Consider the following 21,819-nt stretch of genomic DNA (forward strand, 5'->3'; position numbering starts at 1 on the left):
TAAGTTACTGGTGTTGGGTCTGAAGTAAACCCTGCATCTGGATTGAAAGTAATCGCTCCTGTTACTGGATCAACAGTCCAAACTCCTTGACCTGGTACTGTTATTTGTAAACAATCTCCATTAGCATCCGTTGATCCTGAATCACAGGTACCTACTAAACTTACCGTAGTTGCATCTAAACTTCCATCAGGATCGCTATCCGCTAATCCGCCATTGGCGATTAATGGATTTACTACTGCATCCGTATTGGTTGGTAAATTTGCTACTGTATCGTTTACTGCGATTGGATTCACCCCCAACACAGCACTTCCAACACTTTCAATACACACATTATCAGCATGGGTAACTTTTAAATAATACTTATTCCCACCTAAGCCTGTAACATCACTAATATTTAATATTGCTGTTGTTACATTAGTATAAATTAATGTAGTTGCCAAAGCAGATCCTCCACTATTAGGATCACCAAGATACCATTGGTATTCTATGCCCGAATCTGCATTTCCTGATGTTCCGTATGTTGGAACTCCTGCAGCATATGCTGTCGCCTGATCTGCAGTTGCCGATGTTAAGGTAAAACTTGTTGCTGTTCCTTCAGCTACTGTTTGGTCTGTTAATGCTGTAAAGTCAGCTGTTAATTTCGTTGCTTTATATTCGTTTCCTGTTGCGCCATTATAACCATTAACACCTCCTGTTACTTTTCCATCTGCATCAAAGCCAGTACCATCTAAAATACCGTCATTATTCGCATCTATTCCACCTGATTCTACAACGTCGTTACAGCCGTCGTTATCAGAATCTAAATCATTTGAATCTGGTGTTCCGTCGTTATCGGTGTCTAAACAATATTTTAAATCACCTAAAATACCTATACCTCTAACACCGGGGTCGCTAACTGTTCCTACTTCTTCGTATATAATCGTAATTGATTTTGCTCCATCAGGAACTTGTACTAATATGGTACCTTTATTATCTTTATCAGAAGTTACATATCGAATTGCAGTAGCTTGATTATTTACTACTGTAAAAGATGAAGAGGTTTCGCTTACTTTTGTAAGTATTGGATTTCCTATATCTGAAGTAATTGTAACTTTATCTATTCTAACTCCAAAACCACCTGCATCTATATCTGTAATTTTAAAATTCAGATTATACATTTTCTCAGTAAAATCTATTTGAATTTTAACAGGAGAAGTTCCTTGAGTAGCATCTGGATTAAAAAATATTCCTAAATCATCTAAAGTTCCCAGAGTTCCAGCACCAGTAGCTGATAAATTTAAAGCTGTTCCTCCAGAAGCATCTAAATCACCTGAAGCTGTCGTTGTTATATCAATAGACATATCGATACCTCCTGCCAAAGCTATAGTGCCAGAATCATCTGCTGTTGTCCAAGTAAGTGGTGCGGTACCCCATACTGGGCTATTACAATTTTCATTCTCGTTTAAAATACCATCGTTGTCAATATCTACATCACAAATATCCTTAACCCCATCATTATCGGTATCAGTTCCTGCTGTATCGGTACAGATATCTATATAACATACCGAGTTTATATAACTTACTATTGTGTAGTTTGCATTGGGAGCACTATAAGCTGCATCTGTTACTAATCCATTAGCATCTACTTCTGCTGAAGTAATAACTCCGCCGTAAGTACCGTCTGAATTTGTATCCGTATTTGCATTACCATATGCTTCATTAGCATCAGAACATCCATCACCATCAGAATCTATATTTAAAAAATCCGCAGGATTATCAGTTATAGTGTTTGTATTTGTTGGTGTAAGTCCGAAGAAAGTACTGTCTGGAAATCCAGCTGTATCAGAATAATCTGCACCAGAATGGTCTGCTTTCCCATCATTATTAGTATCTGTTCCTCCAGCCTCTACGACATCGTAAATACCATCGTTATCAGCATCTAAATCTAAATGATTTGGAATACCATCGTTATCAGTATCAAAATCAGCTTCTATGTTATTATTTACATCGCCTATAGCAGCATTAGTATCATCATCATCTAAATAGAAAGGGATACCATCAGCATCAGCATCAGCATCTGGATTTTTATTATTTATATTTTCTTCGGTATCTGATATACCATCGTTATCATCATCTGAATCACATACATTATTAATACCATCGGCATCAGGGTCGTTTGCGGTTACTGTACCTAAGATTGCTCCTATTTTACAAGGATCAAAAACTGATAAAGTAGCACTCCCAACACTTTCAATACACACATTATCAGCATGGGTAACTTTTAAATAATATACTGAACCATCTAATCCTTTAACATCACTAATATTTAATTTTGTAGTTGTTACAGTTGTATAAACTCCTGTATTAGTTAAAGCCGTTCCTCCACTATTCGGATCGCCAAGATACCATTGGTATTGAATACCTGCATCTGCATTTCCTGGTGTTCCGTATATTGGAACTCCTGCAGCATAAGCTGTTGCCTGATCTGCAGTTGCCGATTTTAAGGTAAAACTTGTTGCTGTTCCTTCAGCTACTGTTTGATTTATTAATGCTGTAAAGTCAGCTGTTAATTGAGTTGCTTTATATTCGTTTCCTGTTGCACCATTATAACTACTTGCTAATATTGCTCCTGATGTAGTTACTTGCCCAGTTGTATTAAAACCGTCTCCGTCTAAAATACCGTCATTATTCGCATCTATTCCTGCTGATTCTAAAACGTCGTTACAGCCGTCAGCATCAGAATCTAGGTCTAAATTATTCGTAAGTGTATCTCCATCTAAATCCGGGCATCCTTTTGGAAGGAAAGAAAAACCTTCATATCTGGTTAAAACACTTGAAACAGTGTGATAATCTAAAGAAAAAGGATATGACACTCCCGCTAAATCAATATCTAAATACCATCGAGAGTTTAGAATCTGATTGGTACCAGAATCTAACTCCAAAATAGTACCAGATGTAATTACAGCACCGTCAGTTAGGTTTACTATTTCATTTAAAGGGTCACTAAGAACAGCACTTGTTCCTCCTGGCCAAGTTAATGTAATTTGTTTCTTTGCATTTTGAGCTCCATACGCAGAACCTGGCGCATTACTTGCTATTCTTAAGGCATTTAGCACACCATTTACTGGCGCTTGTAAGGTGAATTTAATATCAAAAATATTTGGAATTACATTTCCTTCATCCCAATACGCTAAAATCCCTTCAGTAACACCAGCGTAACTTTTAAATTTAACAGGTATTTGGTTTCCTAAAGGTAACTCAATTTGAGAAGGAGATGTTAATGTAAAATCAGTACTCAAAACACTAGAGGTAAAAGTACCTGTTAGTGTGTTTGTATCTATTCCAGTAACAACGCCTGGTAATAAAGCTCCACATTCTACACTATCTAAAATACCATCGTTATCATTATCTAAATCACAACCATCAGGAACTCCGTCGGTATCTGAATCTATAGCATCATCAAAGCCATTACATTTATCGTCTTTATTTAGAACGCCATCGCCATCATCATCACACTCACCACCTGTTATTGTTGGATCTGTACTACTTACATCTGCCTGCCCACCACTTACAAGCGTTGGAACTCCATTAACATCTACTACACCTGTTAAGATTCCTTTTCCATCTACACTTGCTAATGTTAAAGTTGTTAAAGCGCCTTCTAGAGCATCCGGACAGCCGTCGTTATCAGAATCTAGGTCTAAATAATCTGGGGTTCCGTCGCTGTCTGTGTCTTGATAGCCTAAACAGATGTCTAAAATTCTAATTCCAATATTATCTTGTTTTGCTAAAGGACTTTGTTTAATTATTATTTTAGTAATAGGCTCATTAATAATAAATTTATACCCTGCTTCTAATGCATTTACCCCACCATAAGCAGGACTTGCTACGTTGGTAGTTGTATTACCTGGATAGGCAACACCTGTTAGTTTATTATAATATGGACCACCACTAGCATAAGTTGCATCAATACCATCATAATATGGATGATGATATATAGTTCCTGTACCTTCTGTAAAAAGAGTTCCATCAAAATAAACTCTAGTTGTTCCATTGTAAAACTCAATAATCTGTGTTTCATCATAATTTGGTGCAATAGTAGGGCTACCATTTGCAGCCGCAATACTTCTTACATTAAATTCACTAAAAGTAACTTCTGAAGGAAAACTAATTACAGTTTCATTTCCTATAATAGCCCCAGAACCCCCTCTTGATGTAATATCTATGTTGGCATTACCAGAGCCATTAGCATATATTGGTCCTTGCAAAGCTGAAGATGTTGCTAATGTAGCAACAGTTCCTATAATTGTAGCTGTACTACTACTTGCTGTAAATGTATTTGATAAAAGACCTTTGGTTGTTGAGTCCCAAATTATTGAACCATTTTCTGAACATGTCTTTTCTACACTATCTAAAATACCATCGTTATCATCATCTAAATCACAACCGTCAGGAACTAAATCGCCATCATTATCTGCTTTATCATCAAAGCCATTACATATATCGTCTTTATTTAGAACGCCATCGCCATCATCATCACACTGACCACCTGTTATTATTGGATCTGTACTACTTACATCTGCCTGCCCACCACTTACAAGTGTTGGTACTCCATTGGCATCTACGCCACTTATTAAAATTCCTTTTCCATCAACATCTGTTAATGTTAAGCTTGTTTGAGCGCCTTCTAAAGCATCAGGACAGCCGTCGTTGTCGGAATCTAAGTCTAAATAATCTGGTGTTCCGTCGCTGTCGGTGTCTGTAGATGCACAGGTTTCAACAGCAAACTCAATAAGATCACCACCATTACCCTCAAAACCAACACCTTTCCAATTAAAAGTAACTGACGTGAAAACACCATCCAAACGAACTGAACCAGCAGCTGTACCTCTATTAACTTCAGGTAAAGCCTCTGAATTCACATCTATTAACACTAAATTAGGTGTTTTTTGAATAGTTGTTCCCGTAACTTCAAAGTCATCAGTACCACTCAACCTTTTCAGAGTTATGTTTGGTGTAACTAAAGTAAAATTCAATGAATTTGACATACCATTGGAAGAACCTCCTAACTTATCAATATGCAACACAGGACTCACAACAGGGGTACTAAATGTAAATGTAAGTGTACCAGAACCTTGATCATCAGTTAAAAGATCGATATCGGTAGTTGGTCCCTCTGGAGCACTGTCCCAATTAACATCATATATGAAAGAAGCTCCACCTGCAACATTTGGTAACCAATAATTTGTTGTATTGAAGGTGTCATTCCCAGAAGAATAAAGACTTGCTGGGCTTATAAATGTAGAACTACAAGTAATTGTTACTCCACCAGCACTAGAAGACCAAGAAGCTCCTGAACCAGTCCAAGTACCAGTTAATTCATCAGAACAAAATCCTTCATCAGTATCTAAAATACCGTCATTATCATCATCTAAATCAACAGAATTTATAATTCCATCTCCGTCAAAATCACAAGTATCACCATATTTATTAGAATCAGTACAGGGTACTGGGCAACTACTAATAGCATCTATTGCATTATTATAAGTATAGCTACCATCGTAAGAACCTGTAATGCTTGTTTCTAAAATATCTTCAAAACCATTTGTTCCTACATTTGTTCCATCAAATTTAAAATCGGCAGTTGTATCGGTAGTAGTTCCTGCTTCAAAAGCATCGGAACAACCATCACCATCCGAATCAAGATCGAAACGGTTTGGAATTCCATCGGAATCGGAATTTATCTCTGTTATAATATTTCCAGAACCTATTGTCCTGGTATAAAAGCCCATCGTTGCTGTTGGACCAGCACCAGTACCAGCATCAATAGTCCACGCAATAGATTTCACTCCATTTACGCCCTTAGAAGTTCCAATATCGTTAAAGTTTATTGTTCCTATTGCCTGTTTACCTTGCCCTGCTGGCTGGTATTCAGCTTCTATAGTAGGTGCACCTAAACCATTTGTTTTATTTATATTTCTAGGGTTAAGTTCAAATTGTTTAAACCCATAAGGATTTCCTTGAGTTATAGAAAAATCGGCACCATTAATTACCGTACCATTTTCTAGTGTAATTGTAAAGTTACCTATTTTTATATCTCCAGAAGGAGAATTTTCTAAGTTTCCAAAATAGATTTTTAAATCATAAACTGGATTAGCACCAAAATCTAAGTTCCAATTTTGATTACGGTAGTCAACTCCATATTCACTAAAAGCTACAATATCATTTGCGTCTGTTCTATTTAAGAATTTACCTCCTGTTTGAGAAAGAGTAGCAGTAACCGTCTTTCCACTACCATAAAAATTAATTGGAATAGAAGACTGCCCTTCTACATTATTAATATTAGTAGTTGATTTAACTCCTGCATTAGAATTAACAATAGTTATATTAGCTTCTATAGTATCTAGGATCCCATCGTTATCATCATCTAAATCATCTTTATTTAAAACGCCATCGCCGTCAAAATCGTCTCCTGGTCCAGTACCACCAACAACAAATGCTGCTGCGGTAACTTTGCTACTAAAAACAAACCCCTTAACAGCGTTTAGCATCCCCTCAAAAAAAGAAGTTTCTTTCTTTTTTATTGCTTTAGATGCTCCTAATTTATAATAACTCTTATTATAAATAGCCGCTGAACTTAAACTAACTTCCGTTTTATTTAAACTTAGTTTTTCTATAAAAAACGGAACTTCACTTTTATACTCAGTAGCGTTCTTTACATACGGATTCGCAAATACATTTGTTATATTTAACAAAAAAATTAAGCAAGTAACTAATAGCACTTGCTTTTTATATACAGATAGATTCATAAAAAATGAATTAAAACAATTTATTAATAAATGCTTAATTAAGGAATAGCATTTTATGTATATTTTTTCTTTTCATAGCTAACAAAAATTAATTAAACACAACAATACAAACTACATTAAAAAATAGTACTGTTTTATGATATCGTTTGATTAATAAAAACAATAATTTATGTTTGAATAAGCTATCTAATTTAGAAGATAATTCTACTTTCATTTAATTTTTCTTTAACTTTTTTAAGATCTTTACAAAATAAACCCAAAACACTGTAGATCAACAAAAAAAAGACTTAACACAAACAAATGTATTGAAAAAAAAAGATATAGACTACCTTAATTAATTTATTTTTATTAAAAATTAACATTTACTTAACACTGAAAAACACACATAACCCCCACACAAAAAAGCGTTGATATTCATTTTTTTCATATTTTAAAACCTTATTTTCTTCTACAAAAAAACCGCTCTAAATTTAATTTAGAGCGGTTAGCTATTTTACGTATTTAAATAAAATTTATTTAAAGATTCTTTAAAATAAATTAATCATTTTTACATTCAATAATATGAAACTTATTCGTATTTCCTATTATTTTTATATTGGTAAAAACTTTTTCTAAATGCGTTTTATAATTCAAATGCGTATTTGCAACTAATACAAAACGTCCGCTTGGTTTTAAACAACGTGCGACACCTTTAAAAAGTTCAATGGTTACTTCTATATTATTTTCATGCTCAAAATGAAACGGCGGATTAGAAACCACTAAGTCAAAAGTATCTTTTTCTAAATCGTTTAAAGTATCGGCACAAATAAATTCCGCATTTTCGGCTGTTATATTTAATTTTGAAGATGCAATTGCTACATTAAAATCATCAACCAAAGTAACTTTTGCTTCGGGGTTTTGTTGCAGTACGTCCCAAGCGATAACACCGTTACCAGAGGCAACGTCTAATACTTTTAATTCGTTTTCTTGTACTTTTAAATTATCTAAGAAAAACTGGGTTCCGTAATCGATTTTATCCGAAGAAAAAACACCGTAATACTGCTTTATAATTTGTTCTTTAAATTTAATTTCATTTAGCAACGCTCTTTCTTCAACTTCTTTTTTAGGTGTTTTTAACACTAATAATCGTGCTTTTTTCCAAGCATTGGTTTGCTCCACTTCTTCAAAATATCTTTCGGCTTTTTTAAGATACGCACGAGAAAAATATTTAGTCATAAAACCACAAACAACCACCGTGTTTTCGTCTGCTGATTTATAAATTTGTTGTAAAAAAAGTTCAAATAACTCTACTGATTTCGGTAATTTAATTAAGGCTAAATCAACCTTTTCTAAAGTATCTAAAGGTGTTTTATAAATAATATCCGTAGCTAAATTATTTAATTTTAAATTTTGGGTAATTGCTTTTTTCTGACTCGCATACGCCCAAACAGTAGTTAATTTTTTGGTATTTAACAAGGTATTAAAAATACCAAATCTATCATTATATATATGAATATTTTGAACTTCTAAATCGGTAATATAATCAAGCGTTAATAACTCGGCATTGCTCCAAGCACGTAACGATTTATCGTCGGTTTTAGGATAGCGTTCTAATTGATATTTTTTAGCGTTTAACTGTAATTTTGTTTCCATTATTTTGATAAGTTCTTCACGTATTTAGAACCTGATATTTAATTAATTAATTTTTTATTGTAAATCGTACACAGCATCTAAAGACTGAATTTCTCCCGCTTTATTTCTTCTAAAAACATGGCTTGCTTTAACATCGGTAATTGAGTTTTTTCCCATAGCTGCCACCACTTCTTTTACGGCATCAATCGTTTTATCATGATAATTTTTAACTCGGATATTTTTATCGGCAACCACTAAAGCTTCCACCAAATCTTCCTCTTGCGTAGCCACACCAACGGGGCAGGTATCTAAATTACATTCACGCGCCTGAATACAGCCTAAACTTAGCATAAAACTACGTGCCATACCAATTGCATCGGCGCCCAAGGCTTTGTATTTTACAATATCAAAAGCATCAATTGCCTTACCGCTTGCTATAATTTTTATTTGATCTTTTAGTTTGTATTTTCTTAATGTTTTAGTAACAAAAGCCAAACCATCTAACAAGGGTGTTCCTACATAATTAGAAAATTCTATCGGTGCCGAACCTGTACCTCCTTCTCCACCATCAACCGAAATAAAATCAGGATAATTATTAGCATCAGCAAAGGCTTTTATCATGGCTTCAATTTCATCGTTATCGCCTACACAAAATTTAATTCCTACAGGTTTTCCTTCGGATAAATCTCTTACTTTTTGAATAAAAACAATCATTTCATCAAAATTAGAAAAAGCCGAATGCCCTGGAGGAGAATCAACTCTTGTAAAAGGTTCTACAGAACGGATTTTTGCAATTTCTTCCGTATTTTTTTTAGCGGGTAAAATTCCGCCATGCCCAGGTTTTGCACCTTGCGAAAACTTAATTTCAATCATTTTTACTTCAGGACGGATGGCATTTTCTTTAAAAATTTCAGCATCAAAAACACGCTTTCCATTTACACTTTTTCCTGCTCCGAAATAGCCTGTTCCTACTTGAAAAATTAAATCGCCACCTTGTAAATGATGTGGCGATATTCCTCCTTCGCCAGTATTATGGGCGAAATCAGCCATTTTTGCACCCTGATTTAACGCCATAATTGCATTTTTACTTAGCGAGCCAAACGACATTGCCGAAATATTAATAATAGAGGCATCGTATTTTTGGGTACATTTATCAGAACCAAAAACCACTCTTTCGCCAGTAATATGATGATGGTCTTTCGGGAATAACGAATGTTTTACAAACTCATAGCCTTTTTCATATAAATTATGTTGGGTACCAAAAGGAACAGTTTCTATTTCTTTTTTAGATCGCTGATAAACAAGGCTACGTTTTTCACGATTAATAGGTGTTCCGTTTAAATCATCTTCAATAAAATATTGTTGAATTTTTTCACGTTCTTCTTCAAAAACCCAACGCAAACGAGATATTACAGGAAATGAACGCATCAACGAATGCTTTTTTTGAATAAAAGCATCGTAAAAAGCCAATATACTTACGCAAGACGCAATGGTTAACAGAATATAATTCCCCATTTGAGGCATAAAATAAACCAATATACCGCACAAAGCATTAATAATAATAACAACAGCTAAAATAGTATCTCTCATTTTTGTAGAATTTATCGGCTAAATTACCAATTTTTTGGCATAAAAAAAGCCCTAACGATTGTTAGAGCTTTTAAATATTTTCGATACTTAAAATTATTTTTTAAATTTCGAGTATTTATTTTTGAACTTGTCAATACGTCCGGCAGTATCAATTAATTTAGATTTACCTGTATAGAAAGGGTGAGAAGTTCTTGAAATTTCTAATTTGATTAATGGATACTCTGTTCCTTCTACGTCTAAAGTTTCTTTAGTGTTAGCAGTTGAACGTGTTAAAAATACATCTCCGTTAGACATATCTTTAAAAGCTACCATTCTATAATTTTCTGGATGTATTCCTTTACGCATCTTAAATGACTTTTAAATATTGTTTAATTTTTTGAACAAACATTATAAAAAAAAGTGTAAAAATGGTAAAGTTTTACACTAAAAATTAATTTTAGTTGTTTGAGGTTGCAAATTTAACCATATTTTTTAATTTTCAAACAATAAATTGTTTTAATTTGTAGTATAATCGAATAAACAAGAAATCAAACCATAAAATATGCGTATTTACTCCTACTTAGCCTTAGCTTTATCAATAGTTAGTATTACTTCTTGTAGTCTAGAAGATTACAAATTTAAGTTAAATACCTCTAAAAAAACCACTTTAGGACAGAAAGCTACCATTAATTTTGAACAAACTGAAGGTAAAAAGATTGATTCTGTTCATTTATTCGTGCAAAAAAAACGTGTAAATAAAACTCAAACAAGCGTTACTATTAATACTGCCGATTTTGGTGTTGGTAAATTTGCCGTTACCGCCTTGGCTTTTTATCCGAAGAAATCTAAAAAAATTACAGGAACTATTGAAATTTTAGCTAAAAATGCGCCTGCCGTTTATACCTATAAAGTTATAAATACCTATCCGCACGACAAAAAAGCCTATACCCAAGGTTTAGAATATAAAAACGGTTTTTTATATGAAACTACAGGGCGTAAAGGCGAATCTACCTTACGAAAAGTTGCTATAGAAACTGGGGAAGTTCTTCAAAAAATTGATTTAGATAAAAAATATTTTGGTGAAGGAATGACTATTTTTAACAATAAAATTTATTGGTTAACCTGGCAAGCTCGCAAGGGTTTTATTTATGATTTAGAGACGTTTAAACAACTTGGCGAATTTGATTATAAAAATAGTAACCAAGGTTGGGGATTAACGCACAACAAAAATGAGTTGATTAAAACAGACGGAACCAATAAAATATGGTTTTTAAATGCCGATAATCAAACAGAAAAAAGAAGTATTCAGGTTTATACCAATAAATATGCGGTTGATAATTTGAATGAAATTGAATTAATCAACGGAAAAATTTACGCCAACAAATGGCAACAAAATGCTATTTTAATTATCAATCCTGAAACAGGTGTTGTTGATGGCGTTGTAAAATTAAATGGCTTAAGAGACTTGGTTGCTAAAGATCAAAAATTAGACGGAAATGACGATGTTTTAAACGGAATTGCTTTTGATGCTCAAAATAATCGCTTGTTTGTTACCGGAAAACATTGGAGTAAATTATTTGAAATTGAACTGATTAAAAAATAATATTTTTACTATTTTAATTATTATTAGCGTCTGTTTAAAGTTCATTTAAAACGTTTTATAACTAAAAAATCGAATACGTCAACCTGAATTTATTTCAGGTTCGCATCCTGATTTGCCGTAATTATTGGCTTTTTTTTGATGATTCTTGTCAATTCGAGTGATTTTAATGACTAAAAGGAATTAAAATTGTATCGAGAATTTGAATTCTTTTATGTTGATAAATTCTAATTGACTTTAATATTAAATAAGTTCTCGATACAATTTTTTGAAGGAAAAAAATCACTCGAACTGACCGTTTATTTAATTTTAAACAAGCTCTTAAACCTTAAAAAACTAACAACATTTATATATGAGATATTTATTGCTGATTTTAGCTAGTATTAGTTTAATTGTTGTTAGTTCTTGCAGAAAAGATTTTAATACTGTTCCGAATTTTGGAGAATTAGAGTTTTCAAAAGACACCGTTTTTTTAGATACCATTTTTTCGAATATCAGCTCTACAACCTACACTTTAAAGGTGTATAATCGAGGTAATAAAGCGATTACAATTCCTGAAATTAAATTAGAAAACGGAATTACATCAAAATACCGTTTAAATGTTGATGGGTTGTCGGGAAAAAACTTTACTGATGTTGCTATTTTAGCCAAAGACAGCATGTATATTTTTATAGAAAATACGGTTGATTACAACAGTATTTCAACACCTTTATATACCGACAAATTACTTTTTGACAACGGAAATAAGCAGCAAAAAGTACCTTTAGTTACCTTAATTAAAGATGCTCATTTTATATTTCCTTCAAAAAATAACAGTGATTTTAAAACACTTACTATCGATGGTAAAAACACTAAAATAGCTTGTCGTTTTTTAACTGACGATGAGTTAATTTTTACCGATAAAAAACCTTATGTAATTTATGGATACGCGACTGTTCCTTCGGATAAAACACTTACAATAAATGCAGGAACAACTATTTATTTCCATAAAAATTCAGGATTAATTATTGATAAAAAATCCCGCTTAAAAATTAATGGAACGTTTGATAAAAAAGTAACTTTTCAAGGCGATAAACTAGCACATCGTTACCGTAAAACTCCAGGACAATGGGGCAGTATTTGGATACGTAAAGGAAGTTTTGGAAATAACATAAATCATGCGGTTATCAAAAACGGAACTGTAGGTATTTTAGTTGATAATATTGAGCAAAAAAATAGCCCTACCCTTCTAATTAAAAACACCGAAATTTATAATAATTCCTACTACGGAATTCTAGGGAGAAACACACATATTGAAGCCGAAAACCTGGTTATTGGTAACGCAGGAAAAGCATCTTTGGCATGTATTTCTGGTGGAAATTATAATTTTACACACAGTACATTTGCTAATTATTGGAACAATAGTATGCGTCAAAAACCAACTGTTTTCATACGTAATTATAACACTTTTACAGATGATAATCAAACAGTAAAAACCATCACAGAAAATTTAGTAAAGGCAAATTTTATCAATTGTATTATTGAAGGAAATAACAATACCGAGCTTATCTTTGATAAAAAAGAAGATGGTATTTTTAACTATCGTATTGAAAATTCATTAATTCGTGGCGCTTCTAATAATGTTTTAAACTTTAATGATGCGACACATTTTAAAAACATCCTTTTAAATGGAAACCCACATTTTAAAGATATTGATGAAAACGATTTTAGAATCGGCGAAAATTCTGATGCTATTAATAAGGCGAAAAAAACAAGTATATTTAACGATATTTTAAATATTTCGAGAAAAACAACCCCTGATATTGGCGCATATCAGCACATAACATTTAAAAAAAATGAATAAAAACATAGTAATTACAGGAACTAGCCGAGGGATTGGTTTTGAATTAGCACAAAAATTTGCAAACCAAGGACACAACGTATTAGCATTGTCAAGAAACACAAAACCTTTAGAGGTGGTAAATCATAAAAACATCACAACTTTATCGGTTGATTTATCAAATAATGATGATTTAAAAAAAGCCACTGATTTTATTAAAAAACAATGGAATAATGTTGATATTTTAATCAATAATGCTGGTAAATTAATCAACAAACCTTTTACAGAATTAACAACTTCCGATTTTGAAGAAGTTTATAAAGTGAATGTTTTTGCAGTTGCCGAAATAACAAAACAACTGATTCCGTTTATGCAAAAAGGAAGTCATGTTGTTACCGTTAGCTCAATGGGCGGAGTTCAAGGAAGTTTAAAATTTGCAGGTTTGGCGGCATATAGCTCGGCAAAAGGTGCGGTAATTACCTTGTCAGAATTATTAGCGGAAGAATATAAAGAACAGCAAATAGCCTTTAATGTTTTAGCTTTAGGAGCTGTACAAACCGAAATGCTTGAAGAGGCTTTTCCTGGGTATATCGCGCCTTTATCGGCAAAAGAAATGGCTGACTATATTTTTGATTTCTCATTAACAGGAAGTAAATATTACAACGGACAAGTATTACAGGTTTCTAGCTCTAATCCATAAAACATTTCAAAAAAGCATAAAAATTAATTTGATATAAAAATTATGAATAGCCTTCAAGTAGAAAATAAAAACATCACTGTAAATAGCAATCAAAAAAGCATAGGGATTTCTTTATTACTAACAATTTTTCTAGGTCCATTAGGGCTGTTATATTCAACAAATACAGGATTTATTGTTATGTTAATTTTTAATATTTTCCTTGCAATTATAACAACTATTAGTACACTTTTCTTAGGTTTTTTAGGATTATTTATTTTGATATTTGGTTTTTCTGTAATTTGGATAATACAAATTATATGGGGTATAATAGCGGTTAATAATTATAATTCTCAAAACACTAATCATTAAAAACATACTCCTTAAATATATTCCCGAAAAAGCGGTTCTGTTAGTTGAGTATTTAATTAACGAACATAAAATTAACCTGAAAATTGTAAATCAACGACAAACAAAACACGGCGATTTTCGAACCTTTTCAAACGGACAAACACAAATAACGGTTAATAATAACTTGAATAAACAGCAGTTTTTATTAACCTTAATTCATGAAATTGCACATCATGTTACCCATCAAAAATTTGGAAGGGTACAGCCGCACGGAAAACATTGGAAAATGGTTTTTCAACATTTAATGCTTCCTTTTTTACGCCCTGATATTTATCCGAAGAAAATACTTCCGTATTTGGCAAATTATCTTAAAAACCCAAAAGCCAGTACCGATACTGATGTGCATTTATCATTGGCATTAAAAGGAGGTGTTGCTAGCGCGGGAAAAGTGTTTATTTTTGATATTATAAACGGTGAATTATTTCAATTTAAAAACACCATATATAAAAGAGGAAATAAACGAAGAACGCGCTACGAATGTTTAAATTTAACCAATAAACGAGGGTATCTTTTTAATCAAAATACCGAAGTAGTACCGCTATAAATTTTTAAAAAAAACAGCTTCTTATGAATAACAATTATTATGCAGTAATTATGGCAGGTGGTGTAGGCTCTCGGTTTTGGCCTGTAAGCACGCAAGAATATCCGAAGCAATTTCATGATATGTTAGGTACTGGCGAATCGTTAATTCAACGTACTTTTAATCGGATTAATCAATTAATTCCTGCCCAAAACATCTTAATTTCAACCAATGAATGTTACCAGGAATTGGTTTTAAAACAATTATCAAAAACTAGTAAACAGCAATTATTATTAGAGCCTACAATGCGAAACACGGCGCCGTGTATTTTATATGCAGCTTTAAAAATATACGCTCAAAACCCTGATGCGGTGTTATTAATTGCACCTTCCGATCATTGGATTGAAGACGAAATTGAATTTTTAAAAAACATAAAAACAAGCTTTGAAGCATCTGAAAAAAACGATATTTTAATGACACTTGGTATTGAGCCCGATGCTCCAAATACAGGCTACGGTTATATTAAGTTTGAAGAAAATTCTTTAGAAGATTCAGGTGTTAAAAAAGTGAAAAACTTTACTGAAAAACCAAATTTAGAAACCGCTAAAGAATTTTTAAAAAGCGGTGATTATTTATGGAATGCAGGAATTTTTATTTGGTCGGCTAAAAGTATTTTAAAAGCTTTCAAAGAGCATCTGCCTGAAATGTTTGCGGTTTTAAATACCGATAAAAAAGTTTATAATACTGATTTAGAAGCTGATTTTATCAAAAAAAATTATGAGAAATGTGAAAACATTTCGATTGATTACGGCATAATGGAGCCTTCAAATAATGTACATACATTGCCTGTAAATTTTGGTTGGAACGACCTCGGTACTTGGGGTTCGTTATATAACAAACTAGCAAAAGATAGCCAGCAAAATGCCGTCGTTGGTGCCAATGCTGTGTTTAAAGATGCTAGCGGAAATATGATTCGAACTCAAAGCGGTAAAAAAATAATTGTTCAAGGATTAAACGATTTTATTATAGTCGAAAAAGACGATGTTATTTTAATTTGCCCTAAAAAAGACGAACAAGATATTAAGCAAATTAGCGCACTAGCAACTGCCAAATTTTCAAAATTAAACTAAAAAACACCGCCTTTTTAAGAAAAAAAGGCGGTGTTTTTTTATTGAATTATTCTCGTTATACTGAATTTAGTTCAGATTATTCTAGCAGTATTTAATTTTTAATCTTAATCAATTTTAACTTGTTTAAAACAAGCATAATACAATAAGTGACATCAATTTCATGCCATCTTACACCACCAAAATTAGCACGACTTCCGTGGGCATGATGATTATTATGATAGCCCTCGCCCATCATTAAAAAATCAAAAGGTAATAAATTTTTAGAAGTATCGCTTACTTTAAAGTTTACATAACCGTAAATATGTGCAAACCAATTGATAATTACTCCATGAATTGGAGCCATTAAAAAAGCAACAGGTAATAATAACCACTGCCACCAAGCAGTTGCAAAAAAAACAAAAAAGACCACATACAATGCCGCCCAAACTAATCTTGAAAATTTAGAACTTGCAAAAGTATCAAAACTTTTCCATTGTGGTACGTTTTTAGTAAATTTAGCCTGAATTTCAATTCGTTGGTTATTAATATCTTGATATACATTTTTAGTACGCCACATCATTTTAAATAAATTACTATCGTATTTAGGCGAATGTGGGTCTTTTTCAGTATCGGCGTAGGCATGGTGCATTCGGTGCATTACCCCATAGCCGTAAGCGCTCAAATAATTAGATCCTTGAAAAATCCAGGTAAGTACAAAACATACTTTTTCTGCAAATTTTGACATCGTAAAACTCTGATGTGCAGCATATCTATGTAAAAAAAAGGTTTGAAAAAACAACCCTGAATACCATAAAAAAATTATAAAAATTACTATTGTCATTCTTGTACGTTTAAAACACAAAGAACCTACTTTTATAGCACAAAAAAAATGAACCTAAGTTAAGTAATTCGCCTTCTGATACGACTTAAAGCTTGCGCTGTAACACCAATATAAGAGGCTATATATTTTAATGGAATTGCTTTTATAAGCTCTGGGCGTTCATCAAATAATTTCAAATAACGCTCTTCGGCTGTTTCGTTTAATAACGATTGTTCTCGCTTCGATTTTATTAAATATAAGCGCTCTGACGAAATTCTACCTAAAGCATTTCCGATACTTGTTTGCTGATAAACCTTTTGTAAATCATCGTATGACATACTCCACATTTCAACATCGGTAAGGGTTTCTAATTCATATAATGACGGGGCTTGTGTTAAAAAAGAATCATAAGCACTTACAAATTCATTACTAAAACAAAAACCGAAAGTAATTTCTTTGTCTTTATCCTGGTCTTTTCTAGGGATAAAAAAACGAACAATCCCTTTATCTATAAAAGAAATAAAATTTTCGACCTCGCCTACGTTTAAAAGTTTTGTGCGTTTTTTTACCTTTCTTAGTTTTAATCTAGAGGTAAAAAATTGCCAATCGCTATCATTAATTAATAATGATTTTTCTAGATAGGTTCTAATATTTACAATACTCATGTTTAGCTACAATCTGTTATCAATAATCCTTGCAATACCTCAGAATTTTATAACATAGAAACATCGCCTAAATTATCTAATTCGTTATGTACAATTTTACGCAAGATACAACGCATAATTTTACCTGACATTGTTTTTAATAAACCTATTGTAAACTGAATTTTATATAACCGCTCATTAATTTTATTCTTTTTAACTAAAAATAAGACATTAAGCTAAAAAAACTTAAAAGAGACCAAAAAAATAAAATTACATCTATATATATTGTTTTAAGCGGTGTTTATTATTTTTAAATATAGTACTTAAAAAAACTCTAAAAACATCTTAAAAACACATTTAAAAGCTTATTGTTTTTTTTGATTTTGATAAAAAAGATGAATATGTATGCTAATTCTTAAAAACCAATTTCTTAACAGTAACTTTATTTTCATACTAAAAAGATAACAATAACAAAAACAGAAGATAAAGTAATTAAACGAACTTTAGTCTTTAAAATTTCAATAAACAAAATGAAAAGTTAACAGCATAAAATAATTCCCCCTTAATTAATTTAACCTAAGAGATCAATGATACAAAATAATTTAATTTTTCAAATATACTGAAAGAGCAACAACAATACTTGAACAATCGTATTTATAAATTGAACGATTGTATTAATTATGTAAACAGTGCTACTTTCTAAAAAAAATTAAATAATTGTATTCATTAATTTCTTTAAAAATATTTAAAACACTATGAAATCCCTTCTTCAACATCTTAAAACAAGAAAACTTGCTTCGTTTATTGAAAATAAAACGATTTACACTTCTCCCTACGCCGAATTAACTATTTTTAAAACCAATAAAGTTACTAAAAATATTTTTTTAGATTTCGATGCTCCTATTATTGCTAGCATAATAACGGGTAAAGCTATTATGGATTTTGAAAAAACAATGCCATTCTCTTTTATCCCTGGAGAAACATTAATAATTCCTGAAGAAAATAGTGTACGTATTGATTTTCCTGAAGCTTCAGAGCTTAATCCAACGGTATGTTTAGGGTTGGTTATTGACCCGAATAAAATAAATGATGTTATTTCTAATTTTAACGGAAAAACTATTCTTCAAAGAGAAAATAATAATTGGGATTTTAAAAAGAAAGCCGCACATTTAAATAATAATACCGAAATAGATATTCTTGTAAAAAAAATTACAGATACCTTTATTAAAAATACAAAATCAAAAGATGCTTTATTAAACCTGATGATTCAAGAATTGATTATTCGATTACTACAAAGTAAAGCACGCAAACTTATTTTAAGAAAAGTAAACGATAATTTTAGTGATGCCCGTATAAGCTATGCTGTTAAATACATTCAAGACAATTTAACCAAAAGTAATTTAACGCTAGACAAAGTTGCTGAAAAAGCCTGTATGAGTAAATCTCATTTTTTCAAGAAATTTAAAAGCACTTTAGGTATTACTCCTATTGATTATATCAATTCTGAAAAAATTAAATTTGCTAAAAAACTGATTAAGAAAAACCCTGACCAAAACATTTCTGATATTGCTTATAAAGCAGGTTTTAATAATGTAACCTATTTTAATCGTCTTTTTAAAAAGAATGAACTAATAACACCTCAAAAATTTAAGATATCTTTGTCAAAAATAACAGCATATAACTATTGATACCACTCCTTGAAACTTTTTTTTTAAACTGGCAACTACTATTGCTTTTTTTTAGTATTGCCATACTATACGCTTTCGTTGGTTTTGGTGGCGGCTCTAGTTATTTAGCGGTGTTAGTACTCACAGGTATTGCCTATTCACAAATAAGAGCCACCTCATTACTTTGTAATATTGTGGTAGTATTTAGCAATGTAGTATTCTTTCAAAAAGAAAAATTAATACATTGGAAAAAAATAAGCCCCTTGGTTTTTTGTAGTGTTCCAATGGCTTTTTTAGGCGGTTTTATCAAAATTAATCAAACAGTATTTTTTATTATTTTAGGAATTACATTATTTATTGCTTCGCTTATTATGTGGTTTTCAAATACTACTAACTACAAAAAGCAGTATAAAACAAGTAACTACAAAAATGCAAGTTATGGAGCTGCTATCGGTTTTATTTCGGGGATGATAGGAATTGGTGGCGGTATTTTCTTAGCGCCTTTATTACATTTAACTCATTGGGATACTCCTAAAAAAATTGCCGCAACAGCAAGTGTTTTTATTTTGGTAAATTCTATTTCCGGGCTAATTGGACAATCATTAAATGCTAGTTTTGCTATTGATTGGCATTTAACAAGTCTTTTATTAATTAGCGTAGCTATTGGCGGACAAATTGGGCAGCGAAGTAGTCATAAATTACTAAATCCGATGCAATTAAAAAAGGCAACCGCTATTTTGATTGCCTTTGTAAGTATTCGTATTTTAATAAAATATTTGTTTTAAATATTACTGGTCTGTCAAGGTTTTCATAAAATCAATTACTTGTGACACTTCTTTTTTTGATAAACTTAAACTATCGAAAGGCAAGGTTTGATATTCACTCTCAAAACCTAAACCAGCACCGCCGCCTTTATTATAAAAATCCATCACCTCATCTAAAGTTTTATACACGCCATTGTGCATATATGGCGCCGTTTCACCTATATTTCTAACAGTTGGTGTTTTAAAGAAATGTTTACGTTCGGCGGTTTTATACAAATTATATCTTCCTAAATCCGAAGAAATTTTAGGATTTATAGTATCCGTAGTTTCTGGAATATCGATAAATTCTAACTCGGTATCTTTATAATCAGGCGGAACAGTTCCGTTAAAAAGAGGTGGAAAATGACACGATGCACACAATGCTTTTCCCATAAATAAATTAAAGCCTTTTTTTTCATCCGCAGTTAAGGTTTGTTCTTCATTTCTAATATTTTTATCAAATTTAGAATTAAACGTATTCAAGGTTCTTATATAAGATGCAATTGCATGACGTATATTAAAATCGATTCTTTTATTACCGTATAAAGTCGCTAGTAAATTTTTGTAATTTTTATTTTTGAAAACACGCTGTACTACCGAATCCATCGACATATTAAATTCATTATGATTTTTTACAACGCCAACAACCTGCCCTTCTAAACTACCTGCTCTAGCATCCATAAAAAAACTTCTTTGATAAGCAGCATAGGTTAAAGTTGGGCTATTTCTTGTTTGATTTTTATTGAATTTTTTTCGTCCATCGGTAAAAGCCAATTCTTTAACATGACAAGTTGCACACGCCATATCGTACTTTTTAGAAAGCGATGTATCGTTAAATAATTGCTTACCAAAAACTATTTTTTCGGCAAGTTTAGTGGTATCGCTTAAATGATCAGAAAAGTAATTTATATTTAATGTTTTATCAGAAAAAAGCGTTGACATATTGTTAGACAATGCCATTTCAAAAGGATATTTTACCTTCCAATCTTTTTGAATTTCAAGGAGTATTTTTAATTGATTATTGGTGTGATTTTTTATAAAACTAAACCTATCAAAAGTATCAAAATCATGGTTTAAAGCTTTTTGAGCACTTTTTATAGCATCTTCAAATTTATTTAATAATGCTTTTGATTGAAACCTGTTTTCATTGAATTTAATAATAGTAAGCAAAGTTTGATAAGTATATGAACTCTCTACTAATGATTGATTTAAAACAGGCGAATCAAAACCTGTAATACCTGTTGTAGCTATTCTGGTAATTTGATCTCTTAACAACCACATTATATGATATCCTTTTAACTTTAGTGTTGCATTTTTTCGAATTAATTTTAAGCGCGCACTTGTAATATTGATAGCTCTTTTTAAAACTAAAGAATCGCTATTTTCATCAAAAACAGCTTCTTCTATAACCTGAAAACCTATCGGATTTACAATACGAGTATCATTACTTGCCTCGCCATGAACCCCAATAATATTTGGCGCATTTAACGACTTGTAATTGTCTTTATCAGAAAAAGCTAAAATTGGTTCTGATAATTTAAAATATTTCCGAGCTAAAATATAGTGTTTTTGTTGTGCTTTTGTTGATTTGAATTCCATGCTATCTAAATTTTCAATAGCTTTAGAAAGATGACTCAAATATAATTTTTTAACAGTGTCAGAAAATTCAGTAATTGAAGAATATTTTTCTGATTTTTGATTGCAGGCTACTACTAAAAGCAAAAGACATACACAAAGATATGTCTTAGCTTGACCCAATAAGTCTTTCATTTTCTTATTCTT

The 21,819-nt window shown here is 31.7% G+C and carries 15 protein-coding genes; 8 read left to right on the forward strand and 7 right to left on the reverse strand.

Annotation, left to right across the window (positions count from 1 at the left end):
• The 4 genes from AQ1689_RS03480 to AQ1689_RS03495 form a co-directional block, all read right to left on the reverse strand.
• Window positions 1-6,788, reverse strand: a 6,788-nt coding sequence (locus AQ1689_RS03480; RefSeq protein ID WP_145993723.1) for a beta strand repeat-containing protein, incomplete at its 3' end; no start/stop codon positions are given.
• 537 nt (window positions 6,789-7,325) lie between these two features.
• The gene (locus AQ1689_RS03485; protein ID WP_101955206.1) at window positions 7,326-8,420 is read right to left on the reverse strand and encodes a class I SAM-dependent methyltransferase; all 1,095 of its coding nucleotides are present in this window, start codon (window positions 8,418-8,420) and stop codon (window positions 7,326-7,328) included.
• 54 nt (window positions 8,421-8,474) lie between these two features.
• On the reverse strand, window positions 8,475-9,989 hold the full coding sequence (locus AQ1689_RS03490) for an FMN-binding glutamate synthase family protein (protein WP_101955207.1): 1,515 nt from the start codon (window positions 9,987-9,989) through the stop codon (window positions 8,475-8,477).
• Window positions 9,990-10,082: 93 nt separating this feature from the next.
• Entirely contained in the window at window positions 10,083-10,334 is a 252-nt protein-coding gene (locus AQ1689_RS03495; RefSeq protein WP_101915121.1) for a type B 50S ribosomal protein L31, read from the reverse strand.
• A 196-nt stretch (window positions 10,335-10,530) separates the two neighbouring features.
• Here AQ1689_RS03495 and AQ1689_RS03500 point away from each other — a divergent pair, with 196 nt between their 5' ends.
• The 6 genes from AQ1689_RS03500 (at window position 10,531) to AQ1689_RS03525 (ending at window position 16,124) form a co-directional block, all read left to right on the forward strand.
• Window positions 10,531-11,571, forward strand: a complete 1,041-nt coding sequence (locus AQ1689_RS03500) for a glutaminyl-peptide cyclotransferase (RefSeq protein WP_101955208.1) — start codon at window positions 10,531-10,533, stop codon at window positions 11,569-11,571.
• A 349-nt stretch (window positions 11,572-11,920) separates the two neighbouring features.
• Entirely contained in the window at window positions 11,921-13,411 is a 1,491-nt protein-coding gene (locus AQ1689_RS03505; protein ID WP_101955209.1) for a hypothetical protein, read from the forward strand.
• Entirely contained in the window at window positions 13,404-14,087 is a 684-nt protein-coding gene (locus AQ1689_RS03510; RefSeq protein WP_101955210.1) for an SDR family NAD(P)-dependent oxidoreductase, read from the forward strand. Before AQ1689_RS03505 ends, AQ1689_RS03510 begins: the two co-directional genes overlap by 8 nt.
• Window positions 14,088-14,129: 42 nt before the next feature.
• Window positions 14,130-14,435, forward strand: coding sequence for a hypothetical protein (locus AQ1689_RS03515; protein ID WP_101915124.1), 306 nt, complete (start codon window positions 14,130-14,132; stop codon window positions 14,433-14,435).
• A gap of 76 nt (window positions 14,436-14,511) precedes the next feature.
• Entirely contained in the window at window positions 14,512-15,018 is a 507-nt protein-coding gene (locus tag AQ1689_RS03520; protein WP_198913810.1) for a SprT-like domain-containing protein, read from the forward strand.
• Window positions 15,019-15,041: 23 nt separating this feature from the next.
• On the forward strand, window positions 15,042-16,124 hold the full coding sequence (locus tag AQ1689_RS03525) for a mannose-1-phosphate guanylyltransferase (protein ID WP_101955212.1): 1,083 nt from the start codon (window positions 15,042-15,044) through the stop codon (window positions 16,122-16,124).
• Between the two features lie 91 nt (window positions 16,125-16,215).
• On the opposite strand, the gene AQ1689_RS03530 is transcribed toward AQ1689_RS03525, so the two are convergent.
• Together AQ1689_RS03530 and AQ1689_RS03535 are read right to left on the reverse strand one after the other, a co-directional pair.
• On the reverse strand, window positions 16,216-16,944 hold the full coding sequence (locus AQ1689_RS03530) for an acyl-CoA desaturase (protein ID WP_101955213.1): 729 nt from the start codon (window positions 16,942-16,944) through the stop codon (window positions 16,216-16,218).
• Between the two features lie 59 nt (window positions 16,945-17,003).
• Window positions 17,004-17,582: a Crp/Fnr family transcriptional regulator gene (locus tag AQ1689_RS03535; RefSeq protein WP_101908033.1), complete on the reverse strand. Its 579-nt coding sequence runs from the start codon at window positions 17,580-17,582 to the stop codon at window positions 17,004-17,006.
• Window positions 17,583-18,322: 740 nt separating this feature from the next.
• On the opposite strand from AQ1689_RS03535, the gene AQ1689_RS03540 reads away from it, so the two are divergent.
• Both AQ1689_RS03540 and AQ1689_RS03545 read left to right on the forward strand, forming a co-directional pair.
• Window positions 18,323-19,255 (forward strand): helix-turn-helix domain-containing protein, encoded by a 933-nt coding sequence (locus tag AQ1689_RS03540; protein WP_101915126.1) that lies wholly within the window; start codon window positions 18,323-18,325, stop codon window positions 19,253-19,255.
• The gene (locus AQ1689_RS03545; protein ID WP_101955214.1) at window positions 19,252-20,019 is read left to right on the forward strand and encodes a sulfite exporter TauE/SafE family protein; all 768 of its coding nucleotides are present in this window, start codon (window positions 19,252-19,254) and stop codon (window positions 20,017-20,019) included. The genes AQ1689_RS03540 and AQ1689_RS03545 overlap by 4 nt, the downstream gene beginning before the upstream one ends.
• 3 nt (window positions 20,020-20,022) lie before the next feature.
• On the opposite strand, the gene AQ1689_RS03550 is transcribed toward AQ1689_RS03545, so the two are convergent.
• The gene (locus AQ1689_RS03550; protein WP_101955215.1) at window positions 20,023-21,807 is read right to left on the reverse strand and encodes a cytochrome-c peroxidase; all 1,785 of its coding nucleotides are present in this window, start codon (window positions 21,805-21,807) and stop codon (window positions 20,023-20,025) included.
• Between the last annotated feature and the right edge of the window lie 12 nt (window positions 21,808-21,819).

The sequence above is a fragment of the Tenacibaculum finnmarkense genome, from assembly GCF_900239185.1.
Classification (GTDB): Bacteria; Bacteroidota; Bacteroidia; order Flavobacteriales; family Flavobacteriaceae; genus Polaribacter; species Polaribacter finnmarkensis.